Annotated in this window: 18 protein-coding genes; 1 reads left to right on the top strand and 17 read right to left on the bottom strand. The window is 39.6% G+C overall.

Annotation, left to right across the window (positions count from 1 at the left end; translation table 11 throughout):
- The 17 genes from accA to rpsB form a co-directional block, all read right to left on the bottom strand.
- Positions 1-960, bottom strand: a complete 960-nt coding sequence (gene accA / locus ACMZOO_RS17500; RefSeq protein ID WP_016955869.1) for an acetyl-CoA carboxylase carboxyl transferase subunit alpha — start codon at positions 958-960, stop codon at positions 1-3.
- A 78-nt stretch (positions 961-1,038) separates the two neighbouring features.
- On the bottom strand, positions 1,039-4,518 hold the full coding sequence (gene dnaE, locus ACMZOO_RS17495; RefSeq protein WP_440904599.1) for a DNA polymerase III subunit alpha: 3,480 nt from the start codon (positions 4,516-4,518) through the stop codon (positions 1,039-1,041).
- Positions 4,511-5,125, bottom strand: coding sequence for a ribonuclease HII (gene rnhB / locus ACMZOO_RS17490; protein ID WP_440904597.1), 615 nt, complete (start codon positions 5,123-5,125; stop codon positions 4,511-4,513). The genes dnaE and rnhB overlap by 8 nt, the downstream gene beginning before the upstream one ends.
- Positions 5,115-6,269, bottom strand: coding sequence for a lipid-A-disaccharide synthase (gene lpxB, locus ACMZOO_RS17485; RefSeq protein ID WP_440904595.1), 1,155 nt, complete (start codon positions 6,267-6,269; stop codon positions 5,115-5,117). Before lpxB ends, rnhB begins: the two co-directional genes overlap by 11 nt.
- Before the next feature lie 2 nt (positions 6,270-6,271).
- Positions 6,272-7,042, bottom strand: a complete 771-nt coding sequence (gene lpxA / locus ACMZOO_RS17480) for an acyl-ACP--UDP-N-acetylglucosamine O-acyltransferase (RefSeq protein ID WP_440904593.1) — start codon at positions 7,040-7,042, stop codon at positions 6,272-6,274.
- A gap of 2 nt (positions 7,043-7,044) precedes the next feature.
- Positions 7,045-7,512: a 3-hydroxyacyl-ACP dehydratase FabZ gene (fabZ, locus tag ACMZOO_RS17475; protein WP_016955864.1), complete on the bottom strand. Its 468-nt coding sequence runs from the start codon at positions 7,510-7,512 to the stop codon at positions 7,045-7,047.
- 71 nt (positions 7,513-7,583) lie between these two features.
- Positions 7,584-8,618 (bottom strand): UDP-3-O-(3-hydroxymyristoyl)glucosamine N-acyltransferase, encoded by a 1,035-nt coding sequence (gene lpxD, locus ACMZOO_RS17470; RefSeq protein ID WP_440904592.1) that lies wholly within the window; start codon positions 8,616-8,618, stop codon positions 7,584-7,586.
- Positions 8,618-9,136, bottom strand: a complete 519-nt coding sequence (locus tag ACMZOO_RS17465; RefSeq protein ID WP_440904590.1) for an OmpH family outer membrane protein — start codon at positions 9,134-9,136, stop codon at positions 8,618-8,620. Before ACMZOO_RS17465 ends, lpxD begins: the two co-directional genes overlap by 1 nt.
- Positions 9,137-9,156: 20 nt before the next feature.
- Positions 9,157-11,667: an outer membrane protein assembly factor BamA gene (gene bamA, locus ACMZOO_RS17460; protein ID WP_440904589.1), complete on the bottom strand. Its 2,511-nt coding sequence runs from the start codon at positions 11,665-11,667 to the stop codon at positions 9,157-9,159.
- A 19-nt stretch (positions 11,668-11,686) separates the two neighbouring features.
- The gene (gene rseP, locus ACMZOO_RS17455; RefSeq protein WP_440904587.1) at positions 11,687-13,036 is read right to left on the bottom strand and encodes a sigma E protease regulator RseP; all 1,350 of its coding nucleotides are present in this window, start codon (positions 13,034-13,036) and stop codon (positions 11,687-11,689) included.
- Between the two features lie 3 nt (positions 13,037-13,039).
- Positions 13,040-14,230 carry a 1-deoxy-D-xylulose-5-phosphate reductoisomerase gene (ispC, locus tag ACMZOO_RS17450; protein ID WP_440904586.1) on the bottom strand — a complete coding sequence of 397 codons (1,191 nt, stop codon included), beginning with the start codon at positions 14,228-14,230 and terminating at the stop codon, positions 13,040-13,042.
- Positions 14,231-15,127: a phosphatidate cytidylyltransferase gene (locus ACMZOO_RS17445; protein WP_016955858.1), complete on the bottom strand. Its 897-nt coding sequence runs from the start codon at positions 15,125-15,127 to the stop codon at positions 14,231-14,233.
- On the bottom strand, positions 15,114-15,857 hold the full coding sequence (uppS, locus tag ACMZOO_RS17440) for a polyprenyl diphosphate synthase (protein WP_440904585.1): 744 nt from the start codon (positions 15,855-15,857) through the stop codon (positions 15,114-15,116). Before uppS ends, ACMZOO_RS17445 begins: the two co-directional genes overlap by 14 nt.
- Before the next feature lie 37 nt (positions 15,858-15,894).
- Positions 15,895-16,452: a ribosome recycling factor gene (gene frr / locus ACMZOO_RS17435; RefSeq protein WP_440904584.1), complete on the bottom strand. Its 558-nt coding sequence runs from the start codon at positions 16,450-16,452 to the stop codon at positions 15,895-15,897.
- Between the two features lie 27 nt (positions 16,453-16,479).
- Entirely contained in the window at positions 16,480-17,229 is a 750-nt protein-coding gene (gene pyrH / locus ACMZOO_RS17430; RefSeq protein WP_026016790.1) for a UMP kinase, read from the bottom strand.
- A 51-nt stretch (positions 17,230-17,280) separates the two neighbouring features.
- Positions 17,281-18,132, bottom strand: a complete 852-nt coding sequence (gene tsf, locus ACMZOO_RS17425) for a translation elongation factor Ts (RefSeq protein ID WP_440904583.1) — start codon at positions 18,130-18,132, stop codon at positions 17,281-17,283.
- Between the two features lie 93 nt (positions 18,133-18,225).
- Positions 18,226-18,954: a 30S ribosomal protein S2 gene (rpsB, locus tag ACMZOO_RS17420; protein ID WP_016955853.1), complete on the bottom strand. Its 729-nt coding sequence runs from the start codon at positions 18,952-18,954 to the stop codon at positions 18,226-18,228.
- Positions 18,955-19,265: 311 nt separating this feature from the next.
- Between rpsB and map the strand changes: the two genes are divergently transcribed.
- Complete coding sequence (gene map, locus ACMZOO_RS17415) at positions 19,266-20,084, top strand: type I methionyl aminopeptidase (RefSeq protein WP_440904582.1); 819 nt, start codon at positions 19,266-19,268, stop codon at positions 20,082-20,084.
- The last annotated feature ends 7 nt before the right edge of the window (positions 20,085-20,091 follow it).

The raw sequence follows: 20,091 nt of genomic DNA, 5'->3' as shown, positions 1-20,091 counted from the left end.
TTAGCAGTACCCGTAGGTCATTAATTTTTCATAACGACCATCTAACAATTGCTCTGGACCTTTATTTTCAAGTTCAGCCAATTGTTTTTTCAAAGTATCTTTTAAGTTATGTGCCATTAACGCCATATCACGGTGTGCGCCACCTAAAGGCTCGTCAACAATGTTATCAACCAAACCTAACTCTTTGATACGATCAGCTGTGATACCCATAGCCTCTGCCGCCATTTCAGCTTTTTCTGCAGATTTCCATAAAATTGAAGCACAGCCTTCTGGTGAGATAACTGAATAGGTGCTGTATTGCAACATGTTAACTTTGTCGCCAACACCAATAGCTAAAGCGCCACCAGAACCACCTTCACCAATTACAGTACAGATAACTGGAACTTTTAAACGCGCCATAACTTTTAAGTTTTGTGCAATTGCTTCACTTTGACCACGTTCTTCCGCACCAACACCTGGATATGCACCTGGTGTGTCGATAAAGGTAATAATTGGCAAACCAAAACGCTCAGCAAATTCCATTACACGTAATGCTTTACGGTAACCTTCTGGACGCGGCATACCAAAATTGCGCTTAATTTTTTCAGCAGTATCACGGCCTTTTTGGTGACCAATAACCACAACAGGCTGTCCATCTAAACGTGCGGTACCACAAATAATTGCCGGGTCATTTGCGTAGTGGCGATCTCCTGCCATTTCGTCAAAGTCAGTAAATACACGATCAATATAATCTTGTGTATACGGGCGTTGCGGATGACGGGCTAATTGAGCAACCTGCCAAGCACCTAAATCAGCGAAGATTTTTTTTGATAAATCTTTGCTTTTTTGCTTTAACTTATTAATTTCTTCTTCTAAGTCTAAATTAAGCTCACCACTGTTTTTAGCGACGCTCTTTAGCTCTTCAATTTTTGATTCTAGCTCAGCAATTGGCTGTTCAAATTCAAGAAAACTTAAGCTCATGGATCTGTTTCTGCCCTATTAATTTAATTTCCTAACGGGTATCCCGCATTTAATTCGGTAGATTTTAACTAATTTTCATTAAAATCGTAGTGAAATATGCTCTTCACCAACAATATGGCGCAAATCATACAGCAAACTGTCGTGTGGTGTCACATACCATTGCACACCAGTTTTAATTTCTGCTTTAGCTCTATTGTTCTGATACTCAAAAACAATAGGTGTAACCCCTTCTTTATGCGGGCTAACTTTCTGGTGAATTTGCTCAATAATGTTTGGCTTTAAACTTTGTTCATTCAATTCAATTGTTAAAGATTTTGCGTATTTTTCACGTAACGAGACTAAATCCATACAGTTTTTAGCCGTCATACAATAACCGCCAGTAAAGTCATCATCTTCGACTGGCCCTGATACTACAATAACTTGGTCTTTAACTAATAATTCTTCATGTTGCTCAAACATATCGGCAAAAAAGCGCACATCAATACGACCGCTTTTATCATCTAGCGTTACAATAGCCCAGCGACGACCGCTGCGCTTATTCACCATACTTTTAACCGCTATGATTAAACCTGATGTTGATACTTCGTCATCACGGCGTGTCGGTGATAATTCGTTAATACGTGAGCGTGCATAATGTTTTAATTCTTCGCGATAGCGATTAATTGGATGACCGGTTAAATATAAACCTAAGGTTTCGCGCTCACCTTCTAACCAAACTTCTTCTGGCCATTTAGGTACTTTAACAAAAGCTTGCTCAACTTCTTCTGGCTCTGTGGTTAATAAACCAAATAAATCAGATTGCCCAGCCAATGCATCTTTGGCATGCTGCTCAGCAGCGCCAATTGCATCAGGCAATGTTGCATGGATAGAAGCTCTATGTGGGCCGAGTGCGTCTAATGCCCCTGCTTGAATTAACTTTTCGAGGACACGACGGTTAATGCGTTTTAAATCTACTCGTGCACAAAAATCGAATAAATCTTTAAACTTACCACCTTGTTGGCGCGCTTCAATAATTGCGTCAATTGGACCTTCACCAACACCTTTAATCGCACCAATACCGTAAACAATCGCTCCTTCGTCATTTACAGTAAATTTATATGAACCTTGGTTAACATCTGGTGGAATAAGTGGCATACGCATGCGCTCGCATTCATCCACTAAGGTTACAACTTTGTCAGTGTTATCCATATCGGCCGACATTACCGCAGCCATAAATTCAGCTGGGTAATGGGTTTTCATCCATAAAGTTTGATACGAAACTAATGCGTAAGCGGCTGAATGCGACTTGTTAAAACCATAACCTGCGAATTTTTCCACTAAGTCGAAAATTTTCATCGCAAGTTCTGGATCTATGCCATTGTTTTTCGAACCTTCTTCAAAAGTACTACGCTGCTTGGCCATTTCCTCTGGCTTTTTCTTACCCATAGCACGGCGTAATAAGTCAGCGCCACCAAGCGAGTAGCCAGCCATTACCTGAGCAATCTGCATAACCTGTTCTTGGTACAAGATAATGCCGTAGGTTGGGTCGAGAATTTCTTTTAAACATTCGTGCTGATATTGCGCATCTGGATAAGATATTTCTTCACGGCCACGCTTACGGTCGATAAAGTTATCAACCATACCCGATTGCAACGGGCCAGGACGGAACAAGGCAACCAAAGCTATCATGTCTTCGAAACAGTCAGGTTGCAGGCGTTTAATCAGGTCTTTCATCCCACGAGATTCAAGCTGGAATACAGCTGTCGTTTCGTATTTTTTCAGCGTTTCGAAACTTTTTTTATCATCAAGCGGAATGGCATTGATATCAATCAGAGGTTTTTTGGCTTTGACGAGTTTTTCATTCGCCATATCAATCGCCCACTGCATTATCGTCAGTGTACGTAAACCTAAGAAGTCGAACTTAACTAAACCAGCTGTTTCAACGTCATTTTTATCAAATTGGGTAACTGGCTGTTTACCTTCAGAGTCACAATAAAGCGGTGCAAAGTCAGTAATCTTAGTTGGTGAAATAACCACACCGCCGGCATGTTTACCTGCATTACGTGTAGTACCTTCTAAAAAACGCGCCATATCTATTAAGGCACGAACCTCTTCGTCGGCTTCATACAACTCGTTTAACCTTGGCTCAACATCAAAAGCTTTTGCCAAAGTCATACCTGGATCGCCAGGGATTAATTTAGAAATGCGGTCAACAAAACCAAATGGGTGACCTAATACACGGCCAACATCTCGCACTACAGCTTTTGCCGCCATAGTACCGAAAGTAATAATTTGTGATACAGCATCTCGGCCATACAATTGGGCTACGTGATCTATTACTTCATCACGTCTATCCATGCAAAAGTCGACGTCAAAGTCTGGCATAGATACACGTTCTGGGTTTAAGAAACGTTCGAATAGCAAGTCAAATTCTAGCGGGTCTAAGTCAGTAATTTTAAGCGCATAAGCTACTAACGAACCCGCACCTGAACCACGCCCAGGGCCAACCGGAATATTATTGTCTTTACTCCACTGGATGAATTCCATAACGATAAGGAAGTAACCCGGGAATCCCATTTGGTTAATACATTCTAATTCGATGCGTAAACGCTCGTCGTATTCTCCGCGTTTTTCAGCTCGTTCTTGTTCATCTGGGAATAAGAATTCGAGACGTTCTTGCAAACCTTCTTCAGAAACTTTAACTAGGTATTCGTCTTCGCTCATGCCGCCAGTCGGACAGCTAGGCAAGAAATATTTGCCGAGCAATACAGTGACGTTACAGCGCTTAGCAATTTCAACAGAGTTTTCTAAAGCTTCTGGAATATCGCTAAATACTTCGCACATTTCTTCTTCTGTACGTAAGTATTGTTGATTTGAATAACGGCGTGGGCGATTTTTATCATCTAGCGTATAACCATCATAAATAGCTACACGGATTTCGTGTGCATCAAAGTCGTCTTCATTCAAAAAGACCACTTCGTTAGTTGCAACTACTGGCAAGTCAACTTCGTCAGCCCATTTTACTGCATGGTGAAGATAGGTTTCTTCATTGTCACGGCCAGTACGAATTAGCTCAATATAATAGTTATCTGGAAAATATTCTTTGTAAAAATCAGTAATGCGTTGCGCTTGTTTGTAGTTACCTTTAATTAAAGCTTTACCTAAATCACCTTCGCGTGCACCAGATAAGATAATCAAGCCCTTGGCATGCTCTATTAACCAGTCTTGGTCAATTACAGTTTTACCTTGATACTCACCGCGCAAATACCCTTTGGAGATCAGTAAGGTCAAGTTTTTATAACCATCGTTATCAGCTGCTAAAATAACTAAACGAAAGATTTCGTCTTCCATTTCGCTGCTACGAACCCAGAAATCAGCACCTATAATAGGTTTAATGCCAGCGCCATTGGCACCGCTATAAAAGCGTACCAAACCACATAAATTCATTTGATCTGTAATGGCAACCGCAGGCATATTGTATTCAGTGATTTTGCCTATAATAGGTTTTACTTTGGCAAGGCCATCGACCATAGAAAAGTCAGAATGAACACGCAAATGAACAAATTTAGGATCAGCCATGAGACACTTGCTCCAATAATTTCTGTACTGGTTTAAAACTCTTGCGGTACTCTGGTAGCACACCCAACTTTTGAATAATACTTAGATGCGCTGCCGTTGGATAGCCTTTGTGTTTATCAAATTGATAGTCTGGATAGAGTTTGGCCAAGTCGTACATTTCTTGGTCTCTAGCTTGTTTAGCCAAGATAGATGCAGCGCTAATTGCAGGGACTAAATCATCGCCTTTAACGATAGCCTCAGCAGGCATAGTTAATTTAGGTAACTTATTGCCATCAACATAACAAAATTCAGGCTGTATTTTTAAACCTTCAACAGCACGTTGCATAGCTAAAAAGCTCGCTTGTAATATATTGATTTTGTCTATTTCTTCAGGTGTTGCTACTGCGACACACCAGCTAATTGCTTTTTGTTTGATTTGTTGCTCAAGCAGTATGCGTTTTTTCTCGGAAAGTTTTTTCGAATCACGTAAACCTTCAATTGGATTGTTTGGGTCTAAAATAACCGCAGCAGCGACTACATTGCCAACTAGAGGGCCACGCCCTACTTCATCAACACCTGCAATTAATTGATAATTTTGACTAGCGGAAAAATCTAACTCAACTTGCATATAACAATTTCTTGATAGTTTGTGCAGCTATTACACCTGCATCTTGTTTTAGTTGTTGGTGAATAGAATGAAAATCTTCAAGCTGCTGTTGGTTTTCATCAAACATCACCTTGTTTAGCTCGGCAACAATATTTTCTGCAGTAACTTGATCTTGTAAGAGCTCAGCCACCACAGGTTTATCCATAATTAAATTGGGTAATGAAAAATACTTAACTTTTACCAATCGTTTAAAGATTTGATACGACAAAGCCTTAAAACGATAACACACCACCATAGGCCGTTTAATTAATGCAGCTTCCAAGGTCGCAGTACCAGAGGCAATTAGGATTGCATTGGCAGCGCCCATAACCTCACGGCTTTTACCAATAATCACATGTATATCTAGTTCGGGTGCTATTTGGCCAAAAACATCTTGTATATATTGCTGCTTCTGCTGATTGACAGCTGCTGCGATAAATTTCAATTTAGGGTTTTGCTGATTAAGCAATTGGCATGCTTTAGCAAAATCTTCAGTTAACATAGAAACTTCACTACTGCGGCTGCCCGGCAATACAGCGATGAAGTCGTCCTCAAGATTTAAACCAAGTGCTTGTTTAGCGCTTTGTTTGTCTGTTTGCAGCGGAATTTGGTCAGCTAGAGTATGACCAACAAATTGGCAAGGCACATCAAACTTGTGATAAAACTTATTCTCAAACGGCAATAAAGTTAAAACCATGTCAACGGCACGTTTAACCTTAAACACGCGTTTTTGTCGCCATGCCCAAATAGATGGACTAACGTAATGAACAGTTTTAATGCCGGATTGTTTGAGCTTTTCTTCTAAGGTTAAATTAAAATCTGGTGCATCTATCCCCATAAACAAATCAGGTGGGTTGTCACGCCAGTGTTTAATTAAGTTTCTGCGAATTTTTAATAAGCGAGGTAATCGACCTAACACTTCAACAAGACCCATTACCGCAAGCTCTTCCATATCATAGAAGCTTTGCATGCCCTGCTCTAACATTAAAGGTCCTGCAATACCCTCAAACTTAATTTCAATATTGCTATCGGCCATCAAGTGTTTAAATGCAGAGATAAAATTGGCAGCGATAATGTCGCCAGAGCGCTCTCCAGCGACCAAAGCAATAGTGAGTTGCTTAGGCATAATTAGCGAATTATGCCTCGAGATGAGTCTTGTAAGAAATCAACAATCAGTTGAACACACGGCTCGTCTTTAGCCAATTCAACTAATTCTTGTTGTGCCGCAGCTAATGTTAGACCTTGGCGATAAATGATTTTGTAGGCTTTTTTAAGTGCTGAAATAGCTTCAGCACTATAACCTTTGCGGCGCAAACCTTCGGTATTCATACCGTGCGGCACTGCATTTTGTCCAGCAGCCATTAAATATGGAATGACATCTTTCACAACCACAGAGCCAACACCACAAAACGAATAACTGCCAATTTTACAAAATTGATGCACGCCGGTAAAACCACCTAAAATAGCGAAATCACCAACATGTACATGGCCTGCTAATGTTGCGTTATTTGCAAGTATGTTGTTGTCACCAACCATACAGTCATGTGCTATATGCACATAAGCCATCAACAAGTTACCACTGCCAATTTTGGTTAAACTATTGTCTTGAACAGTACCACGATGAATGGTCACTGATTCACGAATAATATTGTTATCACCAATTTCTAAACGAGTAGGTTCACCCGCATATTTTTTATCTTGGCATTCTTCACCAATTGAAGAAAATTGAAAAATTTTGTTATTTCGGCCAATTTTAGTTGGCCCTTTGATCACTACATGTGAACCAATGACTGTTCCTTCGCCAATTTCAACATCCGCACCAATATAGCTCCATGGGCCAACAGACACATTAGGGGCTAACTTTGCTTTTGAATCGATAATTGCCGTTTGATGGATCACTGTTACATTACTCGTCTTGCACAGGTTATGTCAGCAGCACAAACAATTTTATTGTCAACTTCTGCTTTACATTCAAATTTCCAAATACCTTTACGCTCTTTGATAAATTGCGCATGTAGGTGAAGTTGATCACCTGGTGTAACTGGTTGTTTGAAACGAACATTGTCGATACCAGCTAAAAGGTATAATTCTTCTTGCTCTGGCTTTTCAGTTTGCACTGCTTGCATAGATTTAAAACCCAATACACCAGTTGCTTGCGCAAGAGCTTCAACAATTAACACGCCTGGAAAGATTGGTTTACCAGGAAAATGACCAGTGAAAATAGGTTCGTTTACTGTGACATTTTTATAACCATGTAAATAATCTAATGGTTTGTAATCAATCACACGATCAATTAATAAAAATGGATATCTGTGTGGTAATAAAGTGAAAATTTCCTGGATATCAATCGCATTTAATTCAGTTGTCAAAACCTAGCTTCCTGTTTAATCTTTATTTTAATGCCCGCATTATATATGACGTTTAGCCCTTATGCGATGTTTTAAATGTCTTCTTTTAACCGAGCAATTTCTTGTTCAAGTAATTTAACTTTATCATACAAAGTTTCAATCTTGCGCAAACGCGCGGTATTTTTGCGCCAGTCTTTATTCTCTACAGCTGGAATACCAGATGAATAAACGCCAGCTTGCTTAAATGACGAAGTCACCATACTGGTACCAGTAAAGTGCACATCATCACCAATTTCGATATGGCCATTGACAGCAACACAACCAGCAAATGTACAACGCTCACCCACTTTTGTACTGCCCGCAATTGCTGTGCCTGCGGCTAGAGCGCTATTTTTACCAATCTCAACGTTATGGGCTAAATGAATTAGGTTATCTATTTTTACCCCATCAGCAATAATAGTGTTGTGCAAAGCGCCTCGATCAATACTGGTATTCGAGCCTATTTCTACATTATTGCCAATGATAACTGTGCCAACTTGTGGGATTTTAACCCAGTTAGATTTGTCGTTTGCAAAACCAAATCCATCAGAACCTATTACCGCGCCAGAATGGATAATACAGTTGTCACCCATTTCGACCGCGTGATAAATAGTTGCATTAGGATAAATCTTACAGCCCTTGCCCACTTTTGCATTTTCACCAATATACGCACCCGCGCCAATTTGACTGCCAGAGCCAACAACTGCGCCAGTTTTAATCACAGCACAAGCAGCCACATGAGCATCAGGTGCAACAATAGCCCCGTCTTCAATCACGGCCTGTGGATGAATGCCATTAGCAAGCGCAGGTGTGGTATCTAACAACTGAGCAATTAACGCGTAAGTTAAATATGGGTTGTTGGAAATGAGTTTATTGCCAGCAAAATGTTCGGCAAATTCAGCTTTGAGCACAACAACACCAGCTTGAGTTGCTTTTAACGATTCAAGATACTTTTTATCGTTAAAAAACGTCGCTTGATTGGCAGATGCATCATCTATGCTCGCTGTTGTTTCAACAATGTGCCGAGCATCACCGTCTAATTCAACCGATAATTGCTCAGCAAGTTGGGCAAGAGTATAGCTAGCCATTACTTCATTTTGCTCGCTTCTTCGATAACTTTTGCGGTTAAGTTGTCCGCTTCATCACCTAAATATGCAACAGCTGAAGATTGTAAAATAATGTCATATTTTTGCGCTGCACCAACTTTATCGATAGATTGTTTAATCAAACCTAATAAACGGTTGCGCTCTTCACCTTGGCGTTGACGTAAATCTTGATCAAGCGGTTTAGCTTTTTCTTGATATTCAGCACCTAGAGTACGAATTTTATCTTCTAACTCTTTCTTTTGTGCTTCGCTCATGGTTGCAGCTTCACGTTGCTGCTTTTCCATATAAAACTTAATGTCGGTCTGTAGACGTTGAATTTCTTCAATACGATCTTTGAACTCGGCATTAATGTTAGATTCAATTGCTGCAGCTTGTGGTAACTGTTGGAAAACAGCTTGTACATCAATTACACCAATTTTGTCTGCTGCAGATGCGCTAGCGCAAAAAACACCAGAAGCTAAAGTTAAAAGTAGTGCTAAGGCCTTATTATATTTTGTCATTTTTTAATTACTCCTCAAAATTAGAAAGTTTGGCCAATATTAAAACTGAAGAATTTAGTATCGTCATCATCGAATTTTTTCAATGGTTTGGCAAAACTAAATACAATGGGCCCCATAGGTGATATCCATTGTATAGACATACCAGCTGAAGCACGATAACGCGAAGGATCAGAATAGTCATCTAATTTCGCTAATTCAGCTACACTTAAATTACTATATCTATCTATATCAAACTCAGTATCCCAGACATTACCTACGTCCAAAAAGAAACTTGGTCGTACAGATGATGATGGTTCATCGGTAAATGGGATTGGGAAAATAAGCTCTAATGTCGCTAATGCCTGAGCATTACCACCATTTGAAATGGCGTTGGTACCACTGCGAGCATATTTATTGACGGTATTTATGTCATTCGAACCGTTAGTTGTTGTAGGTTCACCATCTGGGCCTGGTGGGCCCTGTTTTTCGTACCCAGTGAGATAAAATAATTTTGGTCCAACTACGTTATTTTCAAAACCACGCATAGTCGAAGAACCACCTGCGCGGAACATTTCCCAAATAGGTAAAACGTGGTCATGCCCTTCATCGGTTGTACCATAACCATTTGCATAACCAAATGATGCTTTGGTCATAAACACCCATCTATGATCACGTGATAACGGGAAATAACGTCTGTCTTCTGCTGTTATTTTAAAGAATTGCGCATCAGACCCTGGCACTGCAATTTTGAACCCTAAATTTTGGCTCGCACCAGCACTTGGAAACAAACCTCTATTCAACGTGGATTGCATCCAGTTGATGTTAAATTCATAGTTATCAAACACCAATTGGTTTTGTTTGTTGTCAGGGTCTTCGTAAATAGCATAGAACTTAGACATCTGTTCTGAAGTGTTTTGCGATGAGATGTTCGACATCTCATTATGCAAATAACCTATGCCATAACTAATACGGCTAATTTCATCTAAAGGATAACCTAAGGTTAATCTTGAAGAAATTCTGGTTAAATCATAATCTTCAGAGTTAGAAAAACGGTTACCATAATTGAGTTCGCTATAACTAACAGAGCCACCTAAGCTTACACCATCAACTGTGAAATAAGGGTCAGTAAAACTTAAGCTAATATTTTTTGAATAACTGTAAGTATTTACACTCACACCTACACTATTACCCGTACCTAAGAAGTTTTCTTGTTGCACACCTAGCTGTAAACTTAGACCGGTTAAATCGCCATAACCAACACCAGCAGTGAAAGAGCCAGATGGGCGTTCTTTAATGGTAAAAATAACATCGACTAAGTCTGATTCGCCCGGTAATTTAACCGTTTCGAATTCAACATTTTCTATATAAGGTAAACGGGCTAAACGCGCTTTTGAACCTTCTAATGCCCTGTTAGATAACCAACTACCTTCAAATTGTCGAAGTTCACGACGTAATACTTCGTCATCAGTAATCGCGTTACCAACAAAACTTATACGTCTAACATTAATACGGCTGCCTGGTGTCACTGACATGGTTAATGAAACTTCTTTAGTTTCATCATTAACATCAGGAATGGTTTTTACTTCAGGATAAGCATAACCAAATGCACCTAAATAATTCGAAATTGTTTCTTCGCTGTAGGTAATAGTTGCCGCACTGTAATAATCGCCTTGGCGAATTGGTACCAAAGCTTTGATGACATTGTCTAAGCCAACCATATCACCGATAAAATTAACTTCGTTAACTTTATACTTCTCACCTTCTTCAAGGTTTAAAGTTACATAAACTTGTTCTTTATCTGGCGTTAACGATACTTGGGTTGAGTCGACAGCAAAACGCACATAACCTTGGTCTTTATAGAAAGATTCGAGTTTTTCGATATCACCAGAAAAAGTTTGTTTTTGATATCTGTCATTTGACATAAACTGCCACCATGGCAAGTCATATTTAGATTCAAATAAACTTAATAACTTGGCATCGTCAAATAAAGTGTTACCAACAATATTAATTTGTTTAACTTTAGCCGCTTTACCTTCGGTAAATTCAAAAGTTAATTTAACTCTGTTGCGCGGTAAATGGCTGATTTTTGCAGTAACCGAAGCATTGTATTTACCTATGCTTTGATAAAAATCTTCTAAACCTTTTTCCAACAAAGTTAGAGTCGTTTTGTCTAACGGCTCACCGATGCGAATATTTTGGTCTTGCAAGTTTTCTTGCAACTGCTCCTCTTTAACATCCTTATTACCGTCAAATTCAATTTCGGCAATAGTTGGGCGCTCTGACACCTTAATAATTAAAGTTTTACCTTCTTGATAAACTTCAATGTCGTCAAAATGGCCTGAAGAATATAGTGACTTAATAGTTTGAGTTAAACGAAAGTCGGTGAGCTTGTCGCCAATTTGCACTGGAATATAGGTTAACGATGAACCTAATGACACACGCTGTAATCCATTAACTTGGATATCTTCAATAACAAACTCATCTAAGGCATACGCCGGACTTGAAAGTACTAGAGCGACTGCTGACGCTAATATTGATTTTTTTATTCTCATTCGAAAACTCAAGTTATTCTTACCAACGAGATAAGTCGTTTAATATGGCAACGCTCATTAACATAAAAATAATGAATGCCCCTATTCTAAATCCGATCTCTTGTACCTTTTCAGGTACAGGTTTACCGCTCACAAACTCTATAAGGTAATAAACTAAATGGCCTCCATCAAGTACTGGAAGCGGTAACAGATTAATTATTCCTAAATTAACGCTAATTAGCGCTAAAAAGCTTAAAAAATATACGACTCCAAGACCGGCAGATTGTCCTGCGCCTTGGGCAATAGAAATTGGCCCACTAAGAGATTTATAAGAAACATCCCCTGTAATGAGTTTTTCAATCATAGAAAAACTAACAGCGATTAACCGCCAAGTTTTAATAACGGCTTGCTGCAAGCTCTCAAAAAGGCCAAAACTATGTTCAAATCGTAAATGTTCTGGCCATTGTGCAAGTTGTGGCGCTATGCCTAAATAACCTGTTTGTTCGCCATTGGATTCTCTGACGCCTATGGTTAGGATAAGTTCCTCAATTTGATTATTTCGCTCGATAACTAAATGCAGTTGTTCATGCGGGTTTTGTTTTATCCAGCTTGATAGTTTTATCCAATCAAAAGGCTCTATTTGGTTGTAAGCAACAATTTGGTCTCCCACTTGTAAACCAGCGCGTGCGGCCGGTGTATCTTTGGCGACATGGGAAATCCGCGGTAAAATTTCAGGCGTAAAAGGCACTATACCCAAAGCTTGGATTAAATTACCTTTTTCTGGATCAAACTGCCAATTAGACAAATCGACTGTATGGGTACGAGAATAAGATTGACCTTGCGATTGCACAGACATAGACAGTTGTTTGTCACCAATTGAGTCCATCAACTCTAAATTAATTTGTTGCCAAGTTTCTGTGCTATTGCCATTAATCTCGACAATTTGTTGTTCCGCTTTAATCCCCGAATTGGCGATTGGTGAATCAGCTACTAGATCACCAATAACAGGTTTAACTTCAGGCACACCAACTAAGTACATAATCCATAAAGCAAATACAGCAAAAAACAAATTGGCTAAAGGGCCTGCTGCAACCACAGCAATACGTTTACCAACTGGCTTTTTATCAAACGCCTGCGCTTCATTGTCTGCCGTCACTTCATCTAAACGGCTGTCCAACATACGCACATAGCCGCCTAACGGGATAGACGCAATAACAAATTCAGTGCCGTCTTTGTTAAACCATGAATAAAGCGGCTTACCAAAACCTATCGAGAAACGTTTAACGTATACCCCCGACATAATCGCCACTTTGTAGTGGCCGTATTCATGTATTGTGACTAAAACACCAATGGCGACGATAAAAGAGACTAAGTTCCAAATAAAATCCATAGTTTAAGCCTCTTGCAACTTCTGCTCGGCTAAACGGCGAGCTTGTTGGTCAATAGCTAAAATGCTGTCAATATCATCTACCGCTGCTGGCTGGTAAGACTCTAAGATAATCTGATTAAATTTAGCTATGTCGGTAAAACTAATTTGCTCTTTTAAAAAAGCTTCAACGTGCACTTCGTTGGCGGCACTTAATACAGTTGTTGATTCTTGACCTAATTTAAATGCTTGTTTGGCTAAATAAAGGTTTGGAAAACGTTCAAAATCAGGCGCTTTAAAGTCAAATGAACTACCAGTGATAAAGTCGTAATGCTCACTGCCTGAGACAATTCGCTGTGGGAAGGCTAAACAATTTGCTATCGGCGTTTTCATATCTGGTGCACCTAATTGTGCCAATACCGAGCCATCTAGATAACGCACCATAGAATGAATAACAGACTGAGGATGAATTAATACTTCAATAAAATCAGGCTGCACCCCAAATAACCAACAGGCTTCGATTAGCTCTAAGCCCTTATTCATCATAGTTGCTGAATCAACTGAAATTTTTTGCCCCATAGACCAATTGGGATGAGCAACAGCTTGCGCTGGCGTTTTGCTGCTAAGTGAAGCAAGTGGCTCGTTTAAAAACGGTCCGCCTGAGCCAGTTAAAATAATAGATTTAACCCCAAAGTCACATATATCTTGGTTTAGATAATCTTTTTGATATTCACTGGGTAAACTTTGAAATATAGCGTTGTGTTCACTGTCGACCGGCAATAATTTAGCGCCGTGTTTTTTAACTTCGTCAATAAAGATTTGTCCAGACATGACAAGTGATTCTTTATTGGCAAGTAAAATAGTTTTGCTTGCTTGTGCAGCAGCTAAGGTAGATTGTAAACCAGCAGCCCCAACAATTGCCGCGACTAAAATATCGTAATCAGCTTTTGCTAGCCCATTTAATTCGCGTACACCAACTAACACTTGAGTAGTGCAACTTGGGATATTTTGCAAACTTTGTTTTAGTTCGGCTGCGGCTTGAGCGTCTACCAATAGCGCATATTGAGGGTTAAATTCAATACACTGCTGCGCCATCAAAGCGACACTTTTAAACGCAGCCAATGCATAAACTTGATATTGATTAGGGTTATTGCGAATAACCTCTAATGTGCTCTGACCGATAGAGCCGGTAGAGCCAAAAACGGCGACTTTTTTCATTTAGATTGCGTAATAAAATAAACAAGTAAAAACAGGTAAGGCAGCAGTTAAGCTATCTACTCTGTCTAAGATACCACCATGTCCAGGTAAAATAGTACCACTATCTTTAATACCTGCTTGGCGTTTCAACATACTTTCAAGCAAGTCACCTAATACTGAACTTGCAACTACAATCAACGAAATCCAAACAACGTCTAATCCGTTATAGCCAACAAATAGCGGTGTTTGTAACACAATAAAAATTAATGTGGCACTAGCAACCATACCGCCCAACATACCTTCTATGGTTTTACCTGGGCTGACATTTGGCATAAGTTTACGTTTACCAAAAGCTTTTCCAGCAAAATAAGCGCCAATATCTGCTGCCCACACCAAAGCTAATACATACAATAACAACCAAGCACCATTTTGTGGGTTTTCTTGGTATTCAAAACTGCGAATAACATTAATCGCTAACCATGCAGGTAATAAAGTGACTAAACCAAATATTCCTTTGATCCAGCGGCCGCTGCGCCAAAATCTTGCTGAACGAGGATAGCTAATCACTAAACCTAAAGCGACAACCCACCAAACGACTGAAATCCAAATGGCATATTCGACGGCTTGATGAAATACTTCAATTTTGCCACTGTCATACAAACCAGCATAATAAGCAAATGCCAGCATAGAAGAAATTAATAACGCCATTAAGCCTAAGCGACGGCGTTTATTGCAAAAACCAATAAATGGTCCCCATTCCCAAGCACCTATAGATAAAACCACACCGGTAAAAAGCGCGAAATAAACTAATGGCAATTCAAAAATAGCAATTAGTGCAAGTGGTAATAAGATCAGCGCTGTCAAAATACGTTTTTTTAACGTACTCGACTTAGATGCTGCATTGTTAAGATTCTTCAACTTGATCCCCTGTCAAACCGAAACGCCTTTGGCGACTTGCAAAACACTGCACAGCTTTAGCAAAACTTTCTTCGCGAAAATCTGGCCATAACTCGTCAGTAAAATAAAATTCCGCATACGCGGCATGCCAAAGAAGGAAATTACTGATGCGCGTTTCGCCACCAGTTCTAATAATTAAATCAAGCGGAGTAAATTCAGCTAGACTGATGTTTGCTGTGATATCGTCTTCCGTTAATTTGGTATTGCCGGTTTTCTCAATATATTGATTAACCGCATTGGCAATATCCCAACGCCCACCATAGTTGGCCGCCACACAAAGTAACAAACCATCATTATTTTCTGTTAGTGCTTCTGATTCAGCTATTTTCTTTTGCAATCTGTCATTAAAGCGTGACACATCACCAATAATTTTCAATCTAACTTTATTCTTATGCAGACGCTTTACTTCTTTGGTTAATACGAACATAAAAAGCTCCATTAACACAGAAACTTCTTGTTCAGGTCTTTTCCAATTTTCACTAGAAAAAGCGAATAAGGTTAAAACGTCCAACTCATGTTGGATTGCAAAGCGAATAGCCGCCCGTACCGACTCGACACCTGCTTTGTGTCCAAAAGTACGAGCTTTGCCCTGTTGTTTAGCCCATCTACCATTACCGTCCATAATAATGCCGACATGTTTAGGGTAAGCAGCAGGGTTAATTGTTTTTATCGTTTCTAGCGCAGTCGTCATGCATTAATTAGAGCCCCATTACTGAGGCTCATCACAATTAAAAGTCCAATAATTCTTTTTCTTTTGCAGCAAAAATAACGTCAACTTGTTTAACGTTTTCATCCGTTACTTTTTGGATGTCATCTTCTGCTTTTTTCGCTTCATCTTCACTGATGTCTTTGTCTTTTAATAATGACTTAATATCACCATTTGCATCACGGCGAATGTTACGAATGGCAACTTTGCCTTGCTCCACCTCGTTTTTAACGATCTTGATTAGGTCACGACGACGCTCTTCCGTTAACGGCGGTAAAGGAATACGCATAATTGTGCCAGCAGTCGCTGGGTTTAAACCTAAATCTGAGGTTAAAATTGCTTTTTCAACCGCTTGAACAAGTGATTTATCAAATACAGATACAGCTAAAGTACGAGAGTCTTCAACCACTACGTTAGCAAGTTGCTTTAACGGAGTATCAGCACCATAGTATTCAACCGTAATACTATCTAATAAACTTGGATGTGCACGACCAGTACGGATTTTAGCTAATTGATTTTTAAGTGCGTCAATACTTTTGCCCATGCGCTCTTGAGCATCTTGAATAATTTCGTTAATCACGGTAATTCTTCCTAAAATGAATTTAAATTAGTTTACTGAATTTAATTTTTCAGCGTGATCGATTAATGTACCCTCAACTGCGCCCATAATAACATTCTTTAACGCGCCAGGTTTATTCATGTTAAATACACGAATTGGCAAGCTGTGGTCACGCGCCAAAGTAAATGCAGCTAAGTCCATTACTTTTAATTCTTTCTCTAAAACTTCTTGGTAAGACAGTTTATTGTATAAAGTTGCTTCAGGGTTAGTTACAGGATCTGCAGAATAAACACCATCTACTTTAGTCGCTTTTAAAACAACGTCAGCTTCAATTTCAATACCGCGCAAACAGGCAGCTGAATCTGTTGTAAAGAATGGGTTACCAGTACCCGCTGCAAAAATAACAACTTTACCCGCTTTTAATAAGCTAATTGCGTCTGTCCAATTATAGGTATCACATACGCCTGACAATTCAATTGCAGACATTAGCCTTGCATTCACATAGGCACGATGTAGTGCGTCGCGCATTGCTAAACCATTCATTGTGGTAGCAAGCATACCCATGTGATCACCGACTACGCGATTCATACCCGCTTTAGCTAAACCTGAACCTCTAAATAAATTTCCACCACCAATTACAATGCCAACCTGTACACCAAGTTCTACTAATTCTTTAATTTCTTGGGCCATTCTATCCAAAACTTTAGGGTCGATACCGAAGCCTTCGTCGCCCATCAAAGCTTCACCACTAAGTTTTAAAAGTACACGTCGATATTCTGGTTTAGGATTCATATTCATTTCCATCTAATCACAAAAAGAAGCCGCGATAAACGCGGCTTGGGAGATATTTTATTGACCTTTTGCAGCCGCTACTTGAGCTTGTACTTCTGCAGCAAAATCTTCTTGTTTCTTCTCGATACCTTCGCCAACTTCTAAACGAACGAAAGTAGTTACGCTAGTACCTTTTTCTTTAAGGTATTCGCCAACAGATTTTTTAGGTTCCATGATGAAAGCTTGACCAGTTAAAGAAACTTCACCAGTAAACTTCTTCATACGGCCAGTAACCATTTTCTCAGCGATTTCAGCAGGTTTACCTTCGTTCATCGCGATTTCGATTTGGATAGCTTTTTCTTTTTCAACAACTTCAGCTGGTACATCTTCAGGGTTTACGTACTCAGGCTTGCTTGCAGCAACGTGCATAGCAACGTGTTTTAAAGTTTCAGCATCACCAGAACCAGCTACAACAACACCGATACGGTCGCCGTGGCGGTAATCAGCAAACTCAGCACCTTCAACGTATTGAATACGACGGATGTTGATGTTTTCACCAATTTTTGCAACTAAAGCAACACGAGTTTCTTCAAATTGCTCTTTTAATGCATCAATAGTTACAACTGAAGCTATTGCAGCGTCAGCTACTTCATTAGCGAAAGCTAAGAAGTTTTTATCTTTTGCTACGAAATCTGTTTGACAGTTAACTTCAACTAGTACCGCAACACCGTCGCCTTGACGTGTTAAAATAGTACCTTCAGCAGCGATGTTACCTGCTTTTTTAGCCGCTTTTGCTTGGCCAGATTTACGCATATTTTCGATTGCTACTTCAATATCACCATCAGTTTCAACTAAAGCTTTTTTACAATCCATCATGCCAGCGCCAGTGCGCTCACGAAGTTCTTTAACTAGAGCAGCAGTAATTGCCATCTTAATTGTCCTCGTTAATAAATTCGATTCGTGCTTATTAAATAGGGGCAATTAGCCCCTATTCAACAATATATACAGCTTGTTACAACAGAATTATTCTGCTTCAACAAAACCGTCTTTTTCAGCTTGAACTTCTAAGTTGCTTTCACGACCTTCGTTAGCCGCGTCAGCTGCTGCATTCAAGTACAATTGAATTGCACGGATAGCATCATCGTTACCTGGGATAACGAAATCAACACCATCTGGCTTAGAGTTAGTATCAACAACAGCAACAACTGGAATACCTAGGTTGTTAGCTTCTTTGATAGCGATGTGCTCGTGGTCTGCATCAATTACGAAAAGGATGTCTGGTAAGCCACCCATGTTTTTGATACCGCCTAAGCTTAACTCTAACTTTTGCATTTCACGAGTTAACATTAAAGCTTCTTTTTTAGTTAACTTGTCAAAAGTACCGTCTTGGCTTTGAGTTTCTAAATCTTTTAAACGTTTGATTGACTGACGTACAGTTTTCCAGTTAGTTAACATACCACCTAACCAACGGTGATTAACATAATACTGGTCTGATTTTAATGCAGCTTCTTTTACTGCTTCGCTAGCAGCACGCTTAGTACCAACAAAAAGAACTTTACCTTTACGTTGTGATACTTTAGATAATTCATTTAAAGCAGCGTTGAATAAAGGAACTGTTTTTTCTAAGTTGATGATATGGATCTTGTTACGCGCACCAAAGATGTACGGCTTCATTTTTGGTTCCCAGTAACGAGTTTGGTGACCAAAGTGAACACCTGCTTTAAGCATGTCGCGCATAGATACGTTAGGCATAATTTTCCTCACTTAATTGGGGTTGAGCCTCCACATACCCGCTGAATCCGACCAATAAAATTGGCACCCCGGACAACGTTGCAGTATGTGTGTGTTATTAATAAATATAAATTCAGGGAGATGCTCCCTTAAGTTCAACAATTCATTTGCGAATTGTCGGCGCGCTTTATACCATACACAGGCTAAAACAACAATTTTTAATTGTGAATTGAATGAAATTGGCCTTAATCAACAATCAGTCGTCACTGCCGACTGTTTTCATAGTATAATCATCGAATAAGGTGCAAATACAGTTAAATTGAGGATATACCTTGAGTATTAAAATTAAAACTGCAGCAGAAATAGAAAAAATGCGAACCGCAGGCAAAATGGCAGCGGAAGTTTTAGAAATGATCGGCCCACATGTCAAAGCAGGCGTCACAACCGATGAATTAAATCAAATTTGTCATGATTATATAGTGAATGAGTTTAAAGCTTACCCTGCACCTTTAAACTACCATGGTTTCCCTAAATCTATCTGTACGTCAGTTAATCATGTTGTGTGTCACGGCATTCCAAACGACAAACAGCTTAAAAACGGTGACATTATCAACATAGATGTAACTGTAAGGTTTGATGAAGATTCAGCTGATAACCTACACGTCAATGGTTATCACGGTGACACAAGTAAAATGTTTCTGGTTGGTGAATCAAGTTTAAAAACCACGCTAGCCGAACGTTTAATGAAAGTCACTCAAGAGTGCATGTACATAGGTATAGACATGGTCAAACCTGGTGCACGTTTAGGTGATATCGGCTACGAAATTGCTAAACATGCACACAACCACGGCTACTCTGTGGTACGAGAATACTGCGGACACGGTATAGGTAACGAATTCCACGAAGAACCACAAATTCTTCACTATGGCAAACCTGGTACAGGTGAGATTTTGCGTGAAGGCATGTGTATCACAATCGAGCCTATGATCAACGCCGGCAAACGTGATACCAAACTCCTGAAAGATGACTGGACAGTTGTAACAAGAGATCGCAGTTTAAGTGCCCAGTGGGAACACACCATTTTAGTTACCGCAACAGGCCGAGAGATTTTAACTCTGCGCAGTGACGAAAGCATTGAACGCGTAAAATAAATAGGTA

The organism is Catenovulum sp. SX2 (genome assembly GCF_052056295.1).
GTDB lineage: Bacteria > Pseudomonadota > Gammaproteobacteria > Enterobacterales > Alteromonadaceae > Catenovulum.
Note: the sequence above shows the minus strand (reverse complement) of the source record. Positions and strands in the feature narration are given on the sequence as shown.